The following is an 18,471-nucleotide window of genomic DNA, read 5'->3' as shown; positions in this document are numbered from 1 at the left end:
TGTTAGACGGCGTCCTCCAGTTCGAGTCGCGGGGCGATGCCGAGGGCCTTCATCTCGTCGAGCAGCAGTTTGAACGCGTAGCTCATCTCGATCTCGTGGATGTCGGTCTCCTCGTCGCAGTTCGGGCAGTACACCCGGCGTTGCTCGACGTTCTCGACCGCGCTCATCCCGCAGTTACCACAGATGTGGATGAACTCGCGGTCGGACTCATCGAGCAGGCGTTCCTTGAGCGTCATGGCCGCGCCGTGGCCGATGAACACGTCGCGCTCCATCTCCCCGATGCGCAGCCCACCCTCGCGGGCCCGCCCTTCGGTGGGCTGGCGGGTCAGCACCTGCACCGGCCCGCGCGAACGGGCGTGCAGTTTGTTCGAGACCATGTGGTAGAGCTTCTGGTAGAAAATGACGCCCACGAAGATTTCAGCCTCGATCTTCTCGCCGGTCACGCCCGAGTACATGACCTCCTTGCCCGCGGAGTTGAAGCCGGCCTCCTCGAGTCCGCCGCGAAGTTGGTCCTCGTCCTCGCCGAGGAACGGCGTGCCGTCGACGCGACGACCCTCCATCGCGCCGAGTTTGCCGCCGATCATCTCGAGGATGTGCCCGACGGTCATCCGCGAGGGCAGGGCGTGGGGGTTGACGACCAGGTCGGGAACGACGCCCTCCTCGGTGAACGGCATGTCCTCCTGGGGCGCCAGGTGACCGACGACCCCCTTCTGGCCGTGGCGGCTGGCGAACTTGTCCCCGAGTTCGGGGATTCGCTCGTCGCGCACCGAGACCTTCGACAGTTTCGACCCGTCCTCGCCCTCCATCAGGGTGACGGTGTCGACGATCCCGTTTTCGCCCGAACGCATCGTGACCGAAGTCTCTCGGCGTTTCTGGGGCGAGAGGCCGCCCATGTCGTCGGGTTCCTCGAGGAACCGCGGTGGGGAGGTCTTGCCCAGCAGGACGGAGTTCTCGTCGACGTTCGTCTCGGGGTTGACGAGACCGTCCTCGTCGAGGTGGGTGTAGGCCTCCTCGCCGCGTGCGCCGCGGACGTCCTGGCTCGGAATCTCGAAGCGGTCCTCCTGCCCACCTGGGTAGCGTCGTTCCTCGCCCTCGTAGGTCCGGAAGAAGTGCGAGCGAGCGAGCGCGCGTTCCACGGAGGCCTTGTTCATGACGAGCGCGTCCTCGATGTTGAACCCCTCGTAGCTCATGACGGCGACGACGAAGTTCTGGGCGGCGGGGCGCTCGTCGAACCCGATTTGCTCGGTCGTCTGGGTCTTGACCATCGACAGCTGTGGGTAGTGCAGCAGGTGCTGGCGCGTGTCCGGCCGGATCCGGTAGTTGGCCGACGGGAGTCCCAGCGACTGCTTGACCATCCCCGCCCCCATCGTAATCCGGGGGCTCGCGTTGTGCTCGGGGTAGGGAATCATCCCCGCACCGATCCCGAAGATCAGCGAGGGGTCGATCTCGAGGTGGGTGTGATCGTCGTTCAGGTCGTCCTCGTCGACGGCGACGTAGATGTCCTCTTCCTCCTCGGCGTCGATGAACTCGATGTAGCCGTGGTCGACGAGGTCCTCGAACTCGAGGTCGCCGTCGCGCAGGGCTTCGATTTCGGCGTCCGTAATGCGGGGTTCGCCATCCTCGACGACCAGCAGGGGACGGCGAGCACGGCCCGCGTCGGCGTTGACGATGACCTCGCGCGTGCGCTCTTTCACCGAGACGTTGACCATCTCGCTGACGTCGCCGATGCGTCGCGCTTCGCGAATCTGTTCGGCCAGCTTCTCCGGGTCCGGGTGCGTACCCACCAGCGACCCGTTGACGTACACCTTGGCTTCTCGTTGTTGGCTACTCATGTGTTAGTCGTCCGCACTCGTTGTCGTTCGTTCGACGCCCTCGATGCCGGGAATGCCCTCGACACCCATCGACGCCAGTTCGCGTTTCAGGTCCTGTTCGTCCTCGACGTGCTGGGAGAGTTCCATCGCCTGCGCGAAGTTCTTCACCAGCCCACAGTTCGGCCCCTCCGGCGTCTCGGAGGGACAGATGCGACCCCACTGGGTCGCGTGCAGGTCCCGCGCCTCGAAGTGTGGCTGTGAGCGCGAGAGCGGCGAGCGCAGCCGACGAAGGTGGCTCAGAACGCCCATGAAGTCCGTTCGGTCGACGAGCTGTGAGACGCCGGATCGGCCGCCGACCCAGTTCCCCGTCGCGATGGGGTGCTCGAGTCGCTCGGTCAGGACGTCGGATCGTACGACGGTGTTGACCGACAGGTTCCGGTTTCGCATGTTCGCTCGCTCGAGCTGGTACTTCACGTCGCGTGCCAGCTTGTTCAGCGCTGTCCGGAACAGGTCGCGCATCAAGTCGCCGCTGACTTTCAGCCGCTTGTTCGCGTAGTGGTCCTTGTCGTCGGATTCGCGCCGGTTGAGCGCGAGTTCGAAACACGCCTCGGCCATCCGACAGAGGTAGTGAGCCTTGTTGATTCGGACGTCTTCTTCCTCGACGCCCTCCTCGTGGAGGTGGGGCAGGAGGTAACGGTCGATCACGTAGTTCGCCCGCTTGAGCTGGTAGTTCTTGCCCTGGCCGGAGGCGACGCGCTTGCCCAGCGCCTCGATGGCCTCCTCTTTCGTCTGGACCTCCGCCTCCTCGAGGTTCTCGAGCATGTACTTGACGACCTCGGGGTCGTTCGAGACCTTGTGGACGATTTCCTCGTCGGACTCGAGACCCAGCGCGCGCACGAGTGTGACGAAGTTGATCGAGCCCGATACCGACGGGAACGACACCTCGAGCAGGCCGTTCCGGGTCCGCTCACACAGCACCAGAGCGCGGTAGCCACGGCGCTGACTGAAGGTTTTGGCGACCTGAATCTCGTCGCCGTACTTCGTGTCGTACTCGGCGAGAATCTTGTTCGGCGCGAGGTCTTCGCTGGTCATCAGCACGCGCTCGGAGCCGTTGACGATGAAGTAGCCGCCGGGGTCGGCGGGGTCCTCGCCGATTTCGACGAGCTCCTGGTCGGAAAAGCCCGCGATGTTACACTTCTCGGAGCCCACCATGATCGGCATCCGGCCGATCTTCGTCTCCGTCGAGTCGACGACGCGCTCGTCGCCCTCCTCGCCCTTGACGATGCTCATCTCCATGAAGACGGGAGCGGAGTAGGTGATGTTGCGCAGGCGGGCCTCTTGCGGGTAGAGCAGTTCCTCGGACCCGTCGGCCTCGCGAACTCGGGGTGTGACGACGCGCACGTCCCCGAGATCGACGCGGACGGGCTCCTCGCCCTCCTTGTCGCCGATGTCCGTGTCGATGGTCGCCTTCTCGTCGACGACCTCCTGCATCCCTCGCGTGAGGAATGCGTTGAACGAGCGGTAGTGGTGCTCGGCCAGTCGTTCTTTCGAAAAATACTCCCGCGAGATGTCCCGTCTGAGTGTTCGATCCAGTTCCATTTATTCCACCACGAGTCGATAGACGACGGCCTGGTCCGTCGTTCGCGAGTTTCGCACGATCTTGATGACGTCGCCGACTTCCGCCTCGTCGGGCAGCGCCTTGTCCGTGCGTTTGATTTTTGGCAAGTCTGTACGGTCGATGTCGTACTCGTCGAGCACGTCCTCGAGTACCTCCTCGTCGAGGATGGTGTGCTCAGGCACGAGTTCGTGTTGGCTTACGTCTACCATGTGTTGTTGGTCCGGCCTACCGGGGGAGAAGCGGCTGTCACGAGATACTACAGGGACGTATTGCCGGAAGGCATTTAACGGTTACTAAGTTGCCCCACAGGCACGGCTAGTCGGCCCGCCGGCCGTCACCCGTCGCCGGCGGCGTCACATACCAGTACGTACCACACGTATCGATTAAATCCTTTGCGGAGAATTGGCAACCGTTCGTCAGGTAGTTTGTCTCATCGCTCGAAAGTTTGTCCGGCTCGAAGTTCGAGTCATTTCGAGCAATTCGAACGGCGTCGAAAATCCAGAAATTGTGTTGCGTCCCGGCCTACCAAACCGTCACCGATTGGAAAGCCTTAATACTGCGACCGGGAAACGAAGAGTTGCAGGGTGCCCGGGTGGTGTAGTGGCCCATCATACGACCCTGTCACGGTCGTGACGCGGGTTCAAATCCCGCCTCGGGCGCTTTTCGAGAAACTAACCGATGAGCGGAGCGAGTCAGCACATTTCGAGAACCACAGTAGGATGGGTCAACTCGCACCCAGGCGGTTGTTTTGGGCCAGAACTCGAGCGTATAGCGACGAGGACACCGGTAGAGAAGCCCAGGAGTCGACCGGACTTGTAGAATTGTATACACAGTCCGAGAGTTTTTGTACAGACACGGGACCAGATCCTGCGTGAATACGAAGCAAACGGGAGACGAGACCGAAGCGATGGTCCTGGCGGCACTGGTCGCTATGGGCTACTCGGTGGCGGTTCCGTTCGGAGACAACGACAAGTACGACCTCCTGCTCGATACTGGCGCTCGCATACTCCGAGTGCAGTGCAAAACCGGCTGGATCGAAGGCGACGTCATTCGATTCAAGACGGCCAGCAAGACGACGGTCGACGGAACCGACACGGTCGTCGACTACGACGATACAATCGACGGATTCGCCGTTCGGTGCCGAGAGACAGACGAGTTGTACTGGGTCCCGATGGAAGACGCCGGAAAGAAGAGCACCTATCTCCGGATCGCGGAACCCAAGATAGCGCATCCGTCGACGAAACGGGAGTCGGACTATCGTCTCGAGAAGCGGCTGTGAGTTCGCCAGAGCCGAGGGACAATGCTAATTGTTTAGTACACACCAGTTTACGTCTCGATAATGAGTACCGTCGCTCCTCGAGCCAGCACGAGTCGCCCGATTAGGGCCGGCACCGTGGAGCCGTCACTGCGAGACGCAGAGCGTGGTCCGACGTGACCGAAACCATGCGCGTTCTCGTCGTCGACAACGACGCCAGGTTCGCCGAATTGACGACGACGATGCTCGAGCGCGAACGCGATGACATCATGGCGACGGACGTCTCGAGCGCGGACGCGGCTCTCGACGTCCTCGAGGCCGACCCCATCGAGTGTATCGTGAGCGACTACGACATGCCCAAGACGAACGGACTCGAGTTGCTCGAGGCCGTCCGGGAACGCGATCTGGAGTTGCCGTTCATCCTGTTCACCGGGAAGGGCTCCGAGGAGATCGCGAGCGAGGCGATCGCCGCCGGGGTGACCCAGTACTTGCAGAAACAGCCCGGAAGCGACCGGTTCACCCTGCTGGCGAATCAGATCGAGAACGCCGTCGCACAGTACCGGACGGAGACCGAACTCAGGGAGAACGAACGGCGATACGAACGGACGCTGACGGCACTCCACGACACCACGCGCGACCTGATGCGAGCGGGGACGAAGGACGAGATTTACGAGGCCGCCGTCGAAACCGCGGGCGCGATCCTCGAGGTGCCAATCGTCTCCGCGTATCGGTTCGAACCCGCCGAGGGGACGCTCGCTCACGCGGCGTCGACGGCCGAGACGCGCCAGTTGCTGACGCCGGCGGAGACGGTCGGGCGTGGCGACGGGCTGATCTGGGAGGCGTTCTCGGAGGGCGAACCGCAGTACTACGCCAACGTCCGGGCAGCAGGGGTGACGGACGTCGCCGATACGGTGAGCCGAAGTAAACTCGTCGTTCCGCTCGGGACGCACGGGATCGTCGTCGCGGGAAGCGAGCGACCCGACCGGTTCGACGAGTCGATGCGAGAACTGCTGTACATCCTGGGGGCCAACACCGAGGCCGCCCTGGACCGGGCCGAGCGCGAGCAGTTACTGCGCGAACACGACCGCACGCTCACCGAGCAAAACGAGGAACTGACTCGGTTGAATCACACGAACGAGATCGTTCGGGCGATCAACCGTGGGATCGCCAAGGCCTCGACTCGAGAGGAGATCGAGCGGACAGTCTGTCAACGCCTCGCCGAAACCGATCGCTACCTCTGTGCGTGGATCACCGCGGGCCAGGAAACGCCGTCGCCGACCGTCTGGGAGGGAATCGACGTCACCTACGTCGACCGCGTTCGCGAGGATGGGGCAGGGGCACCCGAAGCGGCCCTGATCGAGCGCGCGCTCGAGACCGAATCGGTGCAGGTCGTCGAGAACGTGCTCGACGACGAGGCGTGGGCCGACCGGCGAAAGGCCGCGCTCACCTACGGTTACCAGACGGTGCTCGCCGTGCCGCTGCTCGACGCCGAACGGAGGTACGGCGCCATCGTGGTCCACGCCCCACAGGCGGACGCGATCAGCGAGAGCGAGCGCGAGGTCCTGGGTGAACTCGGCGAGACGATCGGCCACGCGATACGATCGGTCGAGCGCACCCGGGCGATGCTCACCGACAGCCGACTCGAGATCGAACTCGAGTGCCAGGACCCGCAGTTGCTGTTCAATCGGCTCGGAACGATTGCCCCCGGGACAATCACCCTGGAAGGCATCATCGATCGGGCCCAGGAGACCGTCCTGTTCGTCTCGATCGAGGAACCGCCGGTCGACGAGATCCTCGACCTGGCGGAGCGGTGGGCGGTGGTCGACTCCCTCTCGGTCGTCTCCGACGGCGAGGAGTCGACGCTGTTCGAGGTGACGATCGCGCCGACGCCGTTCGTCGAGCTACTGCGAGAGTACGACGCGCACGTGACGTCCACCACCACGAACGACGAGGTAACGACCATCGCGCTGTCGGTCCCGAGCCAGATCGATACGCGGGCACTGGTCGAGTCGATCCAGGACCACTATCCGGAAACTGAGCTGGCGGCTCGCCGGGAGACGACGTCGAGCGTCTCGAGTACCCGGTTCGACGCGCGACTCGAGGAGTCGCTGACGGCCAAACAGTTCGAGGCGTTGCAGGCGGCCCACTACAGCGGCTTTTTCGAATGGCCGCGCGAGAGTACGGGCGAGGACCTCGCCGCGGCCCTCGACGTGACGCCGCCGACCTACCACTATCACCTGCGAGCGGCCCAGCGAAAGCTGGTTTCGCTGGCGTTCGGACCCGACTCTAATTAATTAGTGCCGTGTTTTCTATCCCTCCAAACAGATAGAAGCTATTTTTAATGGCCCCGCGTCCATACCATTAGTTGGCGATCTGAGACAGACTGTCGCCACCCCCCCCCCCCCCCCTTAACCCCCCACCCCACTTTTCAAACGCTTGAGTGTCGACTCGGTCGTCCAGCCGTGAGTTTATATACGAACGAGCGGCCAGACCGGTCATGCGACCACCACATCGGTTCGGCGCGGACGACAGGGCGATCGAAGGACTCCCCATCAGGTTGATCATCGCACTCGTCGTCGGCGTTGCGAGCCTGGCGATCATGATGAGCATGCTCGGCGGCATCGGCACGCTGGCCGAGACGGAAACGGACGTCGAGATCGATCCCGTGACGGTCGACGCCGGGAAAACGACGAGCGTCGACCTCACCGTCCTCGGGGACGACGGCAACACCGTCGAAGGCGCGACCGTCATCGTGATAAGCGACGACGCCTGGCTGGACTCGGCCGTCAAAGGCGAGACTGGAAGCGACGGCACGGTTACCCTACGACTCGACCCGACGCTCAGACAGGGCCAGCGAACCGGGACGCTCCAGGTCGACGTCGTCCCGCCGACGAACACCGACTACGTCGACGACCAGTCGAACACGGAAATCGTCGTCATCGAGAACTGAGCCTACCCCTCCCACTCGATCCACTCTCGCTCCCAGCCGGTTCGAGACTGGGCACGGCGCGTCGCGTGCTCGACGTCCTCTCGAGCCGTCCGATTTCGTTCGACAGCCCCGACCTGCTCGCCGTCGACGAGCAGCGGTTCGAACGAGACGGCGCCAAATCGTTCGGTCGTACCGTCGGGCCGACGCGCCTCGAGGCGTTGGGGCTGAGCGCCCCGCGGATACACGATCCGGCCGTCCTCGCGACACTGCTCGAGCAGTTCTCTAGGGGGCGAAACAGTCGCCGCCTCGAGCAAGATTCGATCGAACGGCGCGTACGCCGGCAATCCGCGGGCCCCGTCTCGACAGTCGACGAGGACGCCACCGTACCCCGCTCGCTCGAGGTTCTCGCGAGCCTCGTACACCATCGGGCGGGCGATGTCGACGGCGTGGACGTTGGTCTCGCCGACGAGTTCCGCGAGAACGGCGGCGGTGTAGCCGACGCCGACCCCGACGACGAGGACGGAGTCGTCGCGTCGGGGGGCGAGCGCCTCGAGTAATCGCGCGACCGTGCTGGGGGCCAGCACGCGCGTTCCACGACACTCGTGGGCTCGGTCGGCGTAGGCCGCCGACTCGTCCTCGACGAACTCGTGGCGCGGGACGTCGCGCATGGCGACGGCGAGCGATTCGTCCGCGAGAACGCCTTTCGACTCGTGGACGAGACCGTCGACCATGTCCTCACGCAGTACCGCCGGGTCCATAGAGACGGTATCGCCGCGACGGTAATCAACGACTCGCTTGCTGTGAGCAATTCGGTGTCACGTCAGGCGACCGAGCGCCGGCCGGCGAGCACCGCGTACGCCGTTCCGGGTACCGACTCGACGGTCCACCGCTCGAGGCCCGCTCGCTCGAACCACTCGCGATACCGATCGGTCGGGTAGACGCGCCCCGCCGGCGTCTCGAGCAGCGTTTCCACGGCGGCCCGCGTCGCTGCCGACCCCTCTAGTCGTTCCGCGACGACGAGCCAGCCGCCGGGGGCGAGGCCGTCCACTGCGGCGTCGACGAGGGTTTCGTTCGCCGCTGGATCGAGTCGCGACAGCTGATCGACGGCGACGAGCAGGTCGAACCGGTCCGTGGTGGCTCCTTCGAGCGTCTCCGACAACCCACCGGGGACGCTTCCCTCGAGCACGGCCACCGGTTCGTGGGCGAGGATAGCCCGCGAGTCGGCGATGGCTTCCGCCTCGTCGTACAGCGTGACGTCCGTCCCGCGACGGGCGAACTCGACGGCACGTCGTCCCGGCGCACCGCCGACCTCGAGGACGCGTCGGGCCTCGGGAGCAATGCGAATCGCCGCGGTGACGAGCGCGCGGATATTCGTCTCGTCTGCGGCCGCTGCCCTGCCGAGGCGATTCCGCCGCTCGGCGTCCGTCTCGGTGGGCCGGTCGTCGGTCAGGAGCCAGTCGGCCTCGAGGCCCCGGTCCAGTCGATCCAGCGTCGCGGGAAGCGACCCGATGGACCGGACGTCCGTCTTCGCGAGGAAACCGAGCGAGCGATTCGTGGGTTCGTACGCGCCGTTGACGTCCGCGAGGAATCCCTCGGCCTCAAGGACGTCGACGAGCGTCTCGGCTGCGCGTTCGGTCAGGTCGGTTTCGCTCGCCAGGTCGGTCGGCGTGCCCGCAGTGGTCATTAGCGCCTCGAGCGCGCCGGTCTCGCGGGCGGCGCGAAGGAGCAATAATAGTTCGAGCGATGGCGTCGCAGGTGGCTGTGACATAGTCGTCTCTGGTCGCCGATGGTGCGCCGGGTCGAAAAAGGACGCGTACTCGTTCGCTGCGCCGGTCGGCGCCTCTCTCAGCCACGCATCGGAACGAATCGCACCGTCCCGCGTTCCTCGCGCTCGAGCGACCCGTCCTCCCGTTTTCGGGCAAACGTCAGCGTCTGGGAGCCCAGTCCGCCCTCGAGCGGCGCGAGGAGTCGACCGCCCGGACGGACCTGCTCGACGACCGGGTCGGGGAACGCGGAAGCCGCGCAGGTCAGGTAGGCCGCGTCGTAGGGGGCGTGTTCGGGCCACCCGTCGCGCCCGTCGCCGGTCCGGACGTCGACGGCCTCGTAGTCGAGGTCGGCGAGGCGACTTCGCGCAGCGTCGGCGAGTTCGGGGTCGTACTCGACGCTGTAGACGTTGTCAGCGCCGACCAGTTCGGCGGTGACCGCGGCGTGGTAGCCACACCCCGTACCGATCTCGAGGACGGCGTCGCCCGGTTCCAGAGAGAGTTCGTCGGCCATGACGGCGACCATGTGCGGGGCGCTGATCGTCTGTCCGTTGCCGATGGGTAGCGGGCGATCGACGTAGGCGTTGGCCTGCCGGTCGTCGGGGACGAAGGCGTGGCGGGGGACGGCCTCGAGCGCCGACTGGACGCGGTCGTCGATTTCGTTTCGGGCGGCGACAGTCTCGGCGAGTCGTTCGCGTTCGTCGCGTCGGTCTCGGGTGGCATCATCGGTCATGGTCTCGTTCTCGATCTGAGTCGGAGTCGTTATCGGAGCGTGAGCGTAATCGGAGCGTGCGCAGGAGCGGAAACTCGTTACCAGGCCGACCAGGCCGTGCTCGTCTCGTCGTAGGCGTAGACCCGCTTGACGTCCTTCGCGAAGGCCATGTCGCCAGCCTCCTCGAAGCGATCTCGATGATAGCCCTCGGCGTCGCCGCGGACGACGAACGCGTCGATCTCGAACTCGTCGTCGCCGAAGGAGTCGGTCTCCCCGACGGTGAACTCGTAATCACCGGGGACGTAGACGGTGAGACTCCGACTGTCCTCTCGCCGGCCGTCCTGGGGGTGGATCGTGACGTTGACCGAGACGTTGTCGACCTCGCGGGTCCAGACGGTCGCGGCCTCGTCGGCCGGGGCCGACTCGACGCGTTTGTCTCCCTCGAGCTCAACGCTCGTGACCCGAACGGTCGCGAGCACGTCATCGGTCTCGAGGAGGAACTCGTCGCCCACCTCGACGGTCTCGTCCTCGGGCGTGGTCACGTTCGCGGTGAAGGACTCGCCGTCCTGGGAGACGACGACGTCGAGGGTCACCTCGCGGTCGGGTTCGGGCTGGATCTTGTGGACGTGGCCGCACTCCCCACAGCGGACGGTGAGGCTGCCGCCGCCGGGCGAGAGCACCTCGTGGACCGTCTCGAGGTCGGGCGAACACGAGGGACAGGGCGTCGGGATGCGGTCCTGGTCCTGGGCGTGGGTATCGCTCATAGCACGCCTCTACAGGCTCCGGGCGTAAAAGGCGATTGAAGCGGGCTCGATGCTCGAGGAGGGGTCGCCACCCACTGCTTGGCCACGGACCACCCGCCGTGGCGCGCGAAGCGGCTGGGGAGGGTGAGGCGGCTAGGGAGGGAGAGGCCTGTGTTCGTGGTTGCTCTCGAGCGAGACCGGAGCTCGAGCGACGAGTTAGCTGGGAAGACGAGCCCCCGAGACGGCAGAATCGACAGTCGACGGTTCGAAGACGGCGTGATGACAGGCGTTTCGAGACGAAACACCGAGAACAGCCACAGAGACGACTCGACGACGGCTACTCGCTCGTCGGCAACGTCACGTCCTCGCCGTCGGCGTACACCGTCGGCTCGCGGAGAATCCCGTCCAGGTGAATCGGGGCCTCCACATCGCCGCCGATCCCCGCATCGTCGCCGATCGCGATGTGGACCGTGCCGGCCGCCTTCTCGTCCAGCAAGACGCTCCCGACCAGCGTCGTCACCGCGACGTTCGTTCCGATACCCAGTTCCGCCAGGTTGTACGCCGCGTCGCCGACCTCCTCGGCCGCCGTCTCGACCGTCTCGCGGATCTCCGGGTCCGAGATCCGGGTGACGAGACCGTCTTCGACCTCGAACTCGAGCGTCTGACCTGGCTCGAGCAACCCGTGGGGCATCATGGTGCCGTCGACGACGAAGGTCCCGTCGGCAGTCTCGGGGCTGACGAACACCTCGCCAGCGGGGAGGTTCGACATCCGACCGGGTTCGTGGACGATACCGGTGTCCGAGAGGAACTGCCGGTCGCCGATGCCGAACGTGACGTCGGTGCCGATGGGCGTCGTCACGCGAACCTCGTCGGCGCCGTCGACCTGCTCGCGAACGTCCGCACAGTGGGCCGCGATCGTCTCGTAGTCGGCGTCCAGGCCAGTGGTGAAGACGTCCTCGGTGATTCCGGGGAGGGTCGCGACGCGAGCACCGGCCTCGTTGGCCTCCGTTCGCGCCCGGGTGTGACTCAGGCTCTTGCTCGTCGGCGCGAGGACGACGTCCGCGTCGGCCATCGCGGCCGCCACGGGCGCCGGTGGCTCGCCGCCGTGGGTTTCTCCTGGTGGGTAGCGCACGATCACCGCGTCGTCGGTAATCTCGCTCGCTACCTCGTAGAGGGCCGCCCCGATCTGGACCCGCTCGTCGTCGGTGACGACGACGCACGATTCGTCGGGCTCGAGGGCCAGGCACTGTCGAACGGCAGTTTCGGCAGGTGATCGAAGATCCGTCATGGATACAGTTCGACGGAGGGTTCGGAAAGGTGTTCCGGACGGCAAAAATTACAGGGTTCCGACGTGTTCGGAAGGCCGACGAGCACGGCGTTCGATCATCCGCGAGAGTTCCTCGAGCACCTCGAGCGCGGGGCACTCGGGCGCAACTGTGCGAAGCGGGCGCCCCAACGAATGCGCCTCGGCGATCGCCGGTCGCGTTTCGACCCGCACCGCCGGCGCTCCGAAGTGGCGCTCGACTGGATCGAGCAGGCGTTCGTCGCGACGGGAGCGCGATCGGTTGACCACGACCGCCGCGATCGGCGTCTCGAGCGCCAGGGCGAGCTGGCGGGTTCGGTACGCGTCGTGGATGGCAACCCGGGACGGCGTCGTGACGAGCACCGCCGCGTCCGCGCTGGCGAGTTGTACTCCCACGTCGCGGGCCAGTCCGGCCGGGCAGTCGACGACGACGCGGCCGTAGCGTCGGTCGAGCGCGTCTACGACGCGCGGGAGTTCGGCGAGGTCCGACGCTCGAGCGCCCTCGAGGGTACGTCCGCAGGGGAGGATCCGGACGGACCCGGTCGAATCGACGGCGTCCAGGGGCGTCGCCCGGCCGACGAGGACGTCGTGGAGGTCCGGACCGCGGCCGGATCCCGCCGGGAGGTCGGCGGCGGCGAGGTCCGCGTCGACGACGACCGCTCCGAGTTCGGCGCCGATATTTAGCGCCATCGTCGACTTGCCGACGCCGCCTTTTCCGCCGGCGACGGCGACGATCATCGTTCCAGGGGATCTCGAGGGAGGTGGGTGGCTCGAGAGGAGTGAGTATCTCCAGAGGAGAGGATGACTCGAGAACGATCGGTGGGCACGGAGCGAGCGCCGGTACTGTGATCGGGATCAGGATCACGACCTGAACCACGCGGGGCATCGAAATCCGGATCGGAGCAACCGTCCAGAACCGCACCGATCGGTGCCCACGACGCGAGCGACGCCAGGACGTCGTCCGGTCGGGCCGGTCCGCCCTCGCCGTCCGCCCGTTCGGTCGATACGAGTTCGACTGGCGACTCGAGGGCCGCCTCGAGGTCGGTTCGAGCGTCAGTGGTATTGGCGGTTCGAGCATCGTCGACCGACTCGGACACCGGCGTCGCGAATCCGAACCCCCGGCGACGGCCGGGCTCGAGACGGGCCGTCCACTCGTCGTTCGACCACCCGGACGTCGCCCCCTCGCCGTCTCGCGGCGCCCACGTCGGTCCGAGTACGGTACTTCGCACGCGGACACGCTGGGGCGTCGTGTATGTGTTCCACACCATCGCGCAGACGAACGCCACCCCGGAGACGGTCGTCGCCGTCGCCTCAACCTCGACCATGGTCGCTCCTGCCTCCCGCTGGTATTTAAACTCGAGCACGGTGGCTTCCCGACTCGAGTACGGAGGCTTCCCGACGGCACGGCGCTCGAGACTGGGGTCGACGATGGATCGACGAACAGTGAGGCCGTCGAGTGCGAGGCAACGGATTCGAGACAGCGGGTTCGAGACGACTGTGACCGAGATCCGAACGATCAAATCCGTGAGTCCACTGGGGACGGGCATGGAGGTTCTGCTCCGGTTGCTGGCGTTGCTCGCCGTCGTGCTCGCCGGCGCCGGACTCCGAACGGCCGGAATCCTCGACGCGACGCGGACGAGTCGACTGAACGCCGCCACCTACTACGTCGCGCTGCCGGCCCTGATCTTCGTCGCCACCTACGACCAGGCGATCGCGTCGCTGCTCTCGCCGGCCCTCCCCGTCGGCATCGTCGCCGTCCTGGCGACCACGGCGGCGCTGGCGTGGGCCGTCCACCGCAATCGCGACTCGAGCGCCCGGCGGAGCGTCGCCGTCGTCCAGTCGTACCACTCGAACCTGGGCTATCTGGGGATTCCGCTCGTGGCGGCGACTTTCGACGCGAGCGTAACCGCGATCGCGAGCGTGATCCTCGGCATCGCGACGCTGCTCCAGGCGCCTCTGACGATCACGATTCTCGTGACGTTCAACGGGGCCGAAACGAGCGCGAGACGCCAGCTCGTCCGACTCCTCAGGAATCCCGTCTTGCTTGCGCTGGTCGCCGGCATGGTCGTCGGCTCGTTCAGCCTTTCGGTGCCGGGGCCGTTCGTCACTGGCCTCGACGTCCTGGCTACGCTGGCGCTTCCGCTTGCGCTCGTCTGCGTCGGCGCCTCCCTCGAGTTCGACCTGCCCGAACTCGATCCCGTCGCGACCGGTGCCGTGACCGCGATGAAGGTCGCGGTCATGCCCGCTGTCGCCTGGGTGATCTTCTCCGCGCTGGCGGTCGACGGCGCGACGTTCACCGCCGCGGTCGTCATGCTGGCGATGCCGACGGCCGTCTCCACGTACGTCTTCTCGAGCGAACTCGGCGGCGACGAACGGTTCGCCTCGCTCAACGTCTTCGTGACGACGGTGGCGTCCGTGTTGACGCTGTTCGTCGTGATCGCGCTCGTCGGCGGCGCGTGAACGCGTCGGCAACGTGTGAATCGGCGGCGATTCGAGAGACGGCGATTCGAGAGACTGCGCGACGAAACGGCCGAACCGTATATAGTGCTCCCGCGGTGACAGCAGACATGAACGTTCCCGAGGCCGCGCGAACCGGCGAGGCCACCCTCGCGGAGATCCAGACCGCCGTCGTCGGCGACTCTCGACGGCTCGAGACGATACTGACTGCCATCCTCGCACAGGGCCACGTCCTGCTCGAGGACGTCCCCGGGACGGGGAAGACGCTCACCGCCCAGACGATCGCGACGGCGCTCGACCTCGAGTTCACCCGGATCCAGTTCACACCCGACTTGCTCCCGGCAGATATCACGGGCACGCACATCTACAACGAACACGACGCGACCTTTGAATTCGAACGCGGCCCGATCTTCGCGAACGTCGTCCTGGCCGACGAGATCAACCGCGCGCCGCCGAAGACTCAGGCCGCGCTGCTCGAGGCGATGGGCGAAGGGCAGGTGTCGGTGGCCGGAGACACGTACGACCTGCCAGAGCCGTTTTTCGTCATCGCGACCCAGAACCCCGTCGAGCAGGAGGGGACGTTCCCGCTTCCGGAGGCCCAGATCGACCGGTTTATGGTCAAGACGTCGATGGGGTACCCCGACCGCGACGGCGAGTTGACGCTGATCGATCGCCGGGCGAGTCGCCACTCGCGGACGCCCACGGTCGAACCCGTCGTCGACCGCGAGGCGGTGCTGGCGCTCCAGGAGGTCCCCGAGACGGTGACCGTCGACCCCGCCATCCGGGCGTACCTGATCGACGTGTGCCGGGCGACCCGCACCGACGATCGTGTTCAGGTCGGCGTCTCGCCGCGGGGCATCCAGCGACTGTTCGAGGCCAGTCGGGCGCGGGCGGTGCTCGGCGGGCGGGACTACGTCGCTCCGGAGGACGTTCACGCGGTCGTGCACCCGGTCCTCGACCATCGGCTGGTACTGACGACCGAAGCGGACGTCCGCGGCGTCGATCGGGGTGCGGTGATCGACAGCGCGCTCAATGGCGTCCAGGTGCCGTCGATGGGCGAGTGAGGGGCGAGGGGCTCGAGGAATCGGTGGCCGACTGGCTCGAGGGGTTCGGTGGTAGTACTATAGATTTTATATCTATGAGAGAAGGTAGCGCTGGCGCGGACGACCGAACCGAGACGCGTTCTGTCGACTCGTGGTCGATGCTTGAGCAGGGGAACCGAACGGAAGCGGTCGGTGGACCGAAGAAGACGAGAGGATACCGTGAGAACAGCGTTCGACAGGATCGCTCGAGAGCGAAAGCGAGGGCGAGAGCGAGAGCGATAGAAAGACGAATGCCTACAGGAGGTACGTGTCGTGGCGCTCACCCAGGTCCTCGAAATCGTCGGCCGCCTCGACGAGTTCCTCGGCAGTCGAGGATTCGAACGCCATCACTTCGACCTTGACACCCTCGTGGCGCAGGTGCGAACAGAGCCTCGAGAAGTCGCCGTCGCCGGTACAGAGGACCATCGTGTCGACGTGGTTGGCGAGCGTGACGGCGTCGAGGCTCATCCCAACGTCCCAGTCGGCCTTCTTCGTCCCGTCCGAGAAGCGCTTGATGTCCTTTATCTTGGGCTCGAAGCCGATGTCGTACAGCGCCTCGAAGAAGCTCTCCTCCTCGGGCGAATCGGCCCGGATAACGTAAGCGATCGCGCGCGTGAGCTGGCGGCCGTCGACGGCCTCCTCGAGGAGTTCAGAGTAGTCGATGTTTCGACTGTAGATACTCTGGGCGGTATGATACAGATTCTGCGCGTCGACCAGAACTGCGACGCGCTGGCCCGGATGAACGTCTGTCATACGGTGTCCTGTGTGGGCCACCGTGAAAACCGCTTCCATCTCCAATGTCGTGAAAAGAACGGTGCCAGTGAAGATGGGTTCGAATCGACTCGAGGCGGCCAAATTCGGTCCTTTCGCCGGTCGCGAACCATGCGAGTGACTGGTATCGGCTTATCCGTCTCACGGGTGAAGGGAGTCCCATGGAAAGAGACAATTCAGTATCACGACGGCGAGTGCTCTCCGCCGCGGGCGCCGGTGTCACCCTGGCACTGCTCGCGGGCTGTACGGAAGGAGGCGGGCCGGGGGACAACAACACTACCGGCGGCGACAACGAGACAACGGGTGGTGGCGACGAAAACGAGACCGGTGCTGGCGGAACGGATAACGAGACCGAAGCCGGCAACGAGACCGGAGACGGTAACGAGACCGGCGCGGGTGAGTGGGAGGGCGTCGACGAAATCGTCCTCGACGGAATCACCGAGGGGTGGGAGGGCGTCGAACCGGCGCCAATCGAGGGCGAGACCAACCCGACGCTCACCCTGATGGAGGGCCAGGAGTACGATATCACCTGGGAGAACGCCGACGGCCAGCCCCACAACATCGTGATCTGGGACGACAACGACGAGGTCGTCGAGGACTACCAGACCGAGATCATCGAGGAGGAAGGCGAAACCCAGACGCTGACGCTCGAGGCCACCTCGGAGATGACCCAGTACGTCTGCGAGGTGCACGTCGGGACGATGCTCGGCGAGATTCAGGTCGAGTCGGGCGGGTAATCGAGACGACTCGAGTGAGCAATCAGTTCCGAAGCCGCGCGATGCGTTTCTCCGTCGGCGGGTGCGTCGAGAGCACCTGCTGGAGGAGGCTCCGGTCGGTGTTCAGAATGCACAGTGCGCTGACGCTGTCGTCGATCCTCGACTCGCGCCCTTCGGCGCCCCGGGAAATCTTCTCGAGCGCGCGGGCCAGCGGGTCGCCGGTGCCGATTGCCTCGCGGGCGTCGGCGTCGGCGACGTACTCGCGGTAGCGGCTAATCGCCATGACGAACAGCATGACGAGGAAGTTCGCCGCGATGGAGGCGACGTACGCGAGGACGAAGCTCCCGATGTTGTTCTCGCCCAGGCCGCGGACGACGAAGAAGACGGCGTAGCTGACGATCATGCCGATCGACTGCCCGAGCACCATCGTGATCACGTCGCGGTTGTTGATGTGGGCGAGTTCGTGGGCGATGACGCCCTCGAGTTCGTCGCGCTCGAGCAGGCGGATGAGTTCGGTCGAGACGACGACGATACCGGCGCCCTTGCGGCCGGTGGCGAACGCGTTGGGGACGCCCATGTCGGCGACCATGAGCCGCGGCTTGGTCTCGAGGCCCATCCGATCGCAGAGCGTCTCGGTCATGTGGTGAATCTCCTGGTACTGCCCGGATTCTGGCATGTCCTCGGCGCCGACGCTCCTGACGGCCATCCACCGGCCGAGTTTGTACTGGATCGCCGGGACGACGACGATCCCGACGCCCAGCACGAGGTACAGCGGTGCGCCGAAGGCGGCGGCGAAGACGAACCCCCCGAGGAGGTAGAAGCCGAACAGTATCGAGCCGACGATCGCCATCCGGACTTTCAATCCAAAGTCGTTCATACGCGCTCCAGTTAGCGATTCGAACGTATAAATATCGCGGGAAGTCACGACCTCGAGTCGGTTTTTGCCCCACACTCGAGTTGCGGCTCGACGATCGACGCTGACTGTCGACCAGGCCGACCTGCCGACGGACGGGGCCGACGATCAACTCGAGTCGTCAACCCGTGTGACCCACGCTGCAAACCATCGTGTGATAACACACCAGGCAGATTTGACGAGAGGCGCAACCGATAAGTTCCTCGACTGCCGTGTGTCTCGTATGCGTCGCGTCACGCTCGCGGTCGAGGCCCGTTCGACGGCCCGGAGCGACGCGACACCTCGTTTTCGCCCCACAAAATCGAAAAAACGTGCGTAAGAGTGCTCACTGCGAGATTAGCACCCTCGTTTCGGGCACATTTCGGATCGAACGCACGGTCTACCAACTCACACTTCAG

General features: G+C 65.4%; 18 protein-coding genes and 1 tRNA gene. 7 read left to right on the top strand and 12 right to left on the bottom strand.

The annotated features are described in order from the left end of the window. Window positions 1-2: 2 nt before the first annotated feature. Genes rpoB through J1N60_RS06255 form a run of 3 tightly spaced genes read right to left on the bottom strand, consistent with a single transcriptional unit; the run spans window position 3 to window position 3,638 of the window. Window positions 3-1,832, bottom strand: a complete 1,830-nt coding sequence (gene rpoB, locus J1N60_RS06265) for a DNA-directed RNA polymerase subunit B (RefSeq protein ID WP_312911585.1) — start codon at window positions 1,830-1,832, stop codon at window positions 3-5. Window positions 1,833-1,835: 3 nt separating this feature from the next. Next, a complete protein-coding gene (locus tag J1N60_RS06260) occupies window positions 1,836-3,410 on the bottom strand; it encodes a DNA-directed RNA polymerase subunit B'' (RefSeq protein WP_312911583.1) in 1,575 nt (524 codons plus the stop codon). Continuing rightward, window positions 3,411-3,638 (bottom strand): DNA-directed RNA polymerase subunit H, encoded by a 228-nt coding sequence (locus J1N60_RS06255; RefSeq protein WP_254159406.1) that lies wholly within the window; start codon window positions 3,636-3,638, stop codon window positions 3,411-3,413. 377 nt (window positions 3,639-4,015) lie between these two features. Between J1N60_RS06255 and J1N60_RS06250 the strand changes: the two genes are divergently transcribed. From J1N60_RS06250 to J1N60_RS06235, 4 genes are all read left to right on the top strand, one after another. Continuing rightward, window positions 4,016-4,088: transfer RNA gene (locus tag J1N60_RS06250), tRNA-Asp, on the top strand. Window positions 4,089-4,300: 212 nt separating this feature from the next. Continuing rightward, window positions 4,301-4,708: a group I intron-associated PD-(D/E)XK endonuclease gene (locus J1N60_RS06245; protein ID WP_312911580.1), complete on the top strand. Its 408-nt coding sequence runs from the start codon at window positions 4,301-4,303 to the stop codon at window positions 4,706-4,708. 152 nt (window positions 4,709-4,860) lie between these two features. Further along, window positions 4,861-6,978: a bacterio-opsin activator domain-containing protein gene (locus J1N60_RS06240; protein ID WP_312911578.1), complete on the top strand. Its 2,118-nt coding sequence runs from the start codon at window positions 4,861-4,863 to the stop codon at window positions 6,976-6,978. Window positions 6,979-7,181: 203 nt separating this feature from the next. After that, complete coding sequence (locus tag J1N60_RS06235; protein WP_312911576.1) at window positions 7,182-7,634, top strand: DUF7382 domain-containing protein; 453 nt, start codon at window positions 7,182-7,184, stop codon at window positions 7,632-7,634. Between the two features lie 2 nt (window positions 7,635-7,636). Here J1N60_RS06235 and J1N60_RS06230 read toward each other — a convergent pair whose 3' ends face one another. From J1N60_RS06230 to J1N60_RS06200, 7 genes are all read right to left on the bottom strand, one after another. Then, entirely contained in the window at window positions 7,637-8,371 is a 735-nt protein-coding gene (locus J1N60_RS06230; protein WP_312911574.1) for a protein-L-isoaspartate O-methyltransferase family protein, read from the bottom strand. A 62-nt stretch (window positions 8,372-8,433) separates the two neighbouring features. Further along, window positions 8,434-9,381: a methyltransferase domain-containing protein gene (locus tag J1N60_RS06225; RefSeq protein ID WP_312911572.1), complete on the bottom strand. Its 948-nt coding sequence runs from the start codon at window positions 9,379-9,381 to the stop codon at window positions 8,434-8,436. 77 nt (window positions 9,382-9,458) lie between these two features. After that, complete coding sequence (locus J1N60_RS06220) at window positions 9,459-10,109, bottom strand: protein-L-isoaspartate(D-aspartate) O-methyltransferase (protein ID WP_312911570.1); 651 nt, start codon at window positions 10,107-10,109, stop codon at window positions 9,459-9,461. Between the two features lie 77 nt (window positions 10,110-10,186). Further along, entirely contained in the window at window positions 10,187-10,852 is a 666-nt protein-coding gene (locus tag J1N60_RS06215) for an HVO_0476 family zinc finger protein (protein WP_312911568.1), read from the bottom strand. Window positions 10,853-11,168: 316 nt separating this feature from the next. Continuing rightward, entirely contained in the window at window positions 11,169-12,119 is a 951-nt protein-coding gene (locus tag J1N60_RS06210) for an aminopeptidase (RefSeq protein ID WP_312911566.1), read from the bottom strand. Between the two features lie 48 nt (window positions 12,120-12,167). Further along, a complete protein-coding gene (locus J1N60_RS06205; RefSeq protein WP_312911564.1) occupies window positions 12,168-12,872 on the bottom strand; it encodes a MinD/ParA family ATP-binding protein in 705 nt (234 codons plus the stop codon). After that, window positions 12,869-13,654, bottom strand: coding sequence for a DUF7857 domain-containing protein (locus J1N60_RS06200; protein ID WP_312911562.1), 786 nt, complete (start codon window positions 13,652-13,654; stop codon window positions 12,869-12,871). Before J1N60_RS06200 ends, J1N60_RS06205 begins: the two co-directional genes overlap by 4 nt. Before the next feature lie 25 nt (window positions 13,655-13,679). On the opposite strand from J1N60_RS06200, the gene J1N60_RS06195 reads away from it, so the two are divergent. Next, on the top strand, window positions 13,680-14,594 hold the full coding sequence (locus J1N60_RS06195) for an AEC family transporter (protein ID WP_312911560.1): 915 nt from the start codon (window positions 13,680-13,682) through the stop codon (window positions 14,592-14,594). A 107-nt stretch (window positions 14,595-14,701) separates the two neighbouring features. Then, on the top strand, window positions 14,702-15,655 hold the full coding sequence (locus J1N60_RS06190) for an AAA family ATPase (protein WP_312911558.1): 954 nt from the start codon (window positions 14,702-14,704) through the stop codon (window positions 15,653-15,655). Between the two features lie 273 nt (window positions 15,656-15,928). On the opposite strand, the gene J1N60_RS06185 is transcribed toward J1N60_RS06190, so the two are convergent. Continuing rightward, window positions 15,929-16,426, bottom strand: a complete 498-nt coding sequence (locus J1N60_RS06185; protein WP_312911556.1) for a LabA-like NYN domain-containing protein — start codon at window positions 16,424-16,426, stop codon at window positions 15,929-15,931. A 179-nt stretch (window positions 16,427-16,605) separates the two neighbouring features. On the opposite strand from J1N60_RS06185, the gene J1N60_RS06180 reads away from it, so the two are divergent. Further along, window positions 16,606-17,181 (top strand): cupredoxin domain-containing protein, encoded by a 576-nt coding sequence (locus J1N60_RS06180; RefSeq protein ID WP_312911554.1) that lies wholly within the window; start codon window positions 16,606-16,608, stop codon window positions 17,179-17,181. A 22-nt stretch (window positions 17,182-17,203) separates the two neighbouring features. Here the strand turns inward: J1N60_RS06180 and J1N60_RS06175 are convergent, their stop codons facing one another. Then, window positions 17,204-18,037: a M48 family metallopeptidase gene (locus J1N60_RS06175; protein ID WP_312911552.1), complete on the bottom strand. Its 834-nt coding sequence runs from the start codon at window positions 18,035-18,037 to the stop codon at window positions 17,204-17,206. Window positions 18,038-18,471 lie beyond the last annotated feature (434 nt).

Origin of the sequence: Natronosalvus caseinilyticus, from assembly GCF_017357105.1 — an archaeon.
Taxonomy (GTDB): Archaea; Halobacteriota; Halobacteria; order Halobacteriales; family Natrialbaceae; genus Natronosalvus; species Natronosalvus caseinilyticus.
Note: the sequence above shows the minus strand (reverse complement) of the source record. Positions and strands in the feature narration are given on the sequence as shown.

Coding starts and splice junctions, on each gene's coding strand:
- J1N60_RS06210 (WP_312911566.1), bottom strand. CDS start 12,119: ATGACGGATCTTCGATCACCTGCCGAAACTGCCGTTCGACAGTGCCTG.
- J1N60_RS06190 (WP_312911558.1), top strand. CDS start 14,702: ATGAACGTTCCCGAGGCCGCGCGAACCGGCGAGGCCACCCTCGCGGAG.
- J1N60_RS06235 (WP_312911576.1), top strand. CDS start 7,182: ATGCGACCACCACATCGGTTCGGCGCGGACGACAGGGCGATCGAAGGA.
- J1N60_RS06260 (WP_312911583.1), bottom strand. CDS start 3,410: ATGGAACTGGATCGAACACTCAGACGGGACATCTCGCGGGAGTATTTT.
- rpoB (WP_312911585.1), bottom strand. CDS start 1,832: ATGAGTAGCCAACAACGAGAAGCCAAGGTGTACGTCAACGGGTCGCTG.
- J1N60_RS06175 (WP_312911552.1), bottom strand. CDS start 18,037: ATGAACGACTTTGGATTGAAAGTCCGGATGGCGATCGTCGGCTCGATA.
- J1N60_RS06255 (WP_254159406.1), bottom strand. CDS start 3,638: ATGGTAGACGTAAGCCAACACGAACTCGTGCCTGAGCACACCATCCTC.
- J1N60_RS06215 (WP_312911568.1), bottom strand. CDS start 10,852: ATGAGCGATACCCACGCCCAGGACCAGGACCGCATCCCGACGCCCTGT.
- J1N60_RS06180 (WP_312911554.1), top strand. CDS start 16,606: ATGGAAAGAGACAATTCAGTATCACGACGGCGAGTGCTCTCCGCCGCG.
- J1N60_RS06205 (WP_312911564.1), bottom strand. CDS start 12,872: ATGATCGTCGCCGTCGCCGGCGGAAAAGGCGGCGTCGGCAAGTCGACG.
- J1N60_RS06220 (WP_312911570.1), bottom strand. CDS start 10,109: ATGACCGATGATGCCACCCGAGACCGACGCGACGAACGCGAACGACTC.
- J1N60_RS06225 (WP_312911572.1), bottom strand. CDS start 9,381: ATGTCACAGCCACCTGCGACGCCATCGCTCGAACTATTATTGCTCCTT.
- J1N60_RS06185 (WP_312911556.1), bottom strand. CDS start 16,426: ATGACAGACGTTCATCCGGGCCAGCGCGTCGCAGTTCTGGTCGACGCG.
- J1N60_RS06230 (WP_312911574.1), bottom strand. CDS start 8,371: ATGGACCCGGCGGTACTGCGTGAGGACATGGTCGACGGTCTCGTCCAC.
- J1N60_RS06195 (WP_312911560.1), top strand. CDS start 13,680: ATGGAGGTTCTGCTCCGGTTGCTGGCGTTGCTCGCCGTCGTGCTCGCC.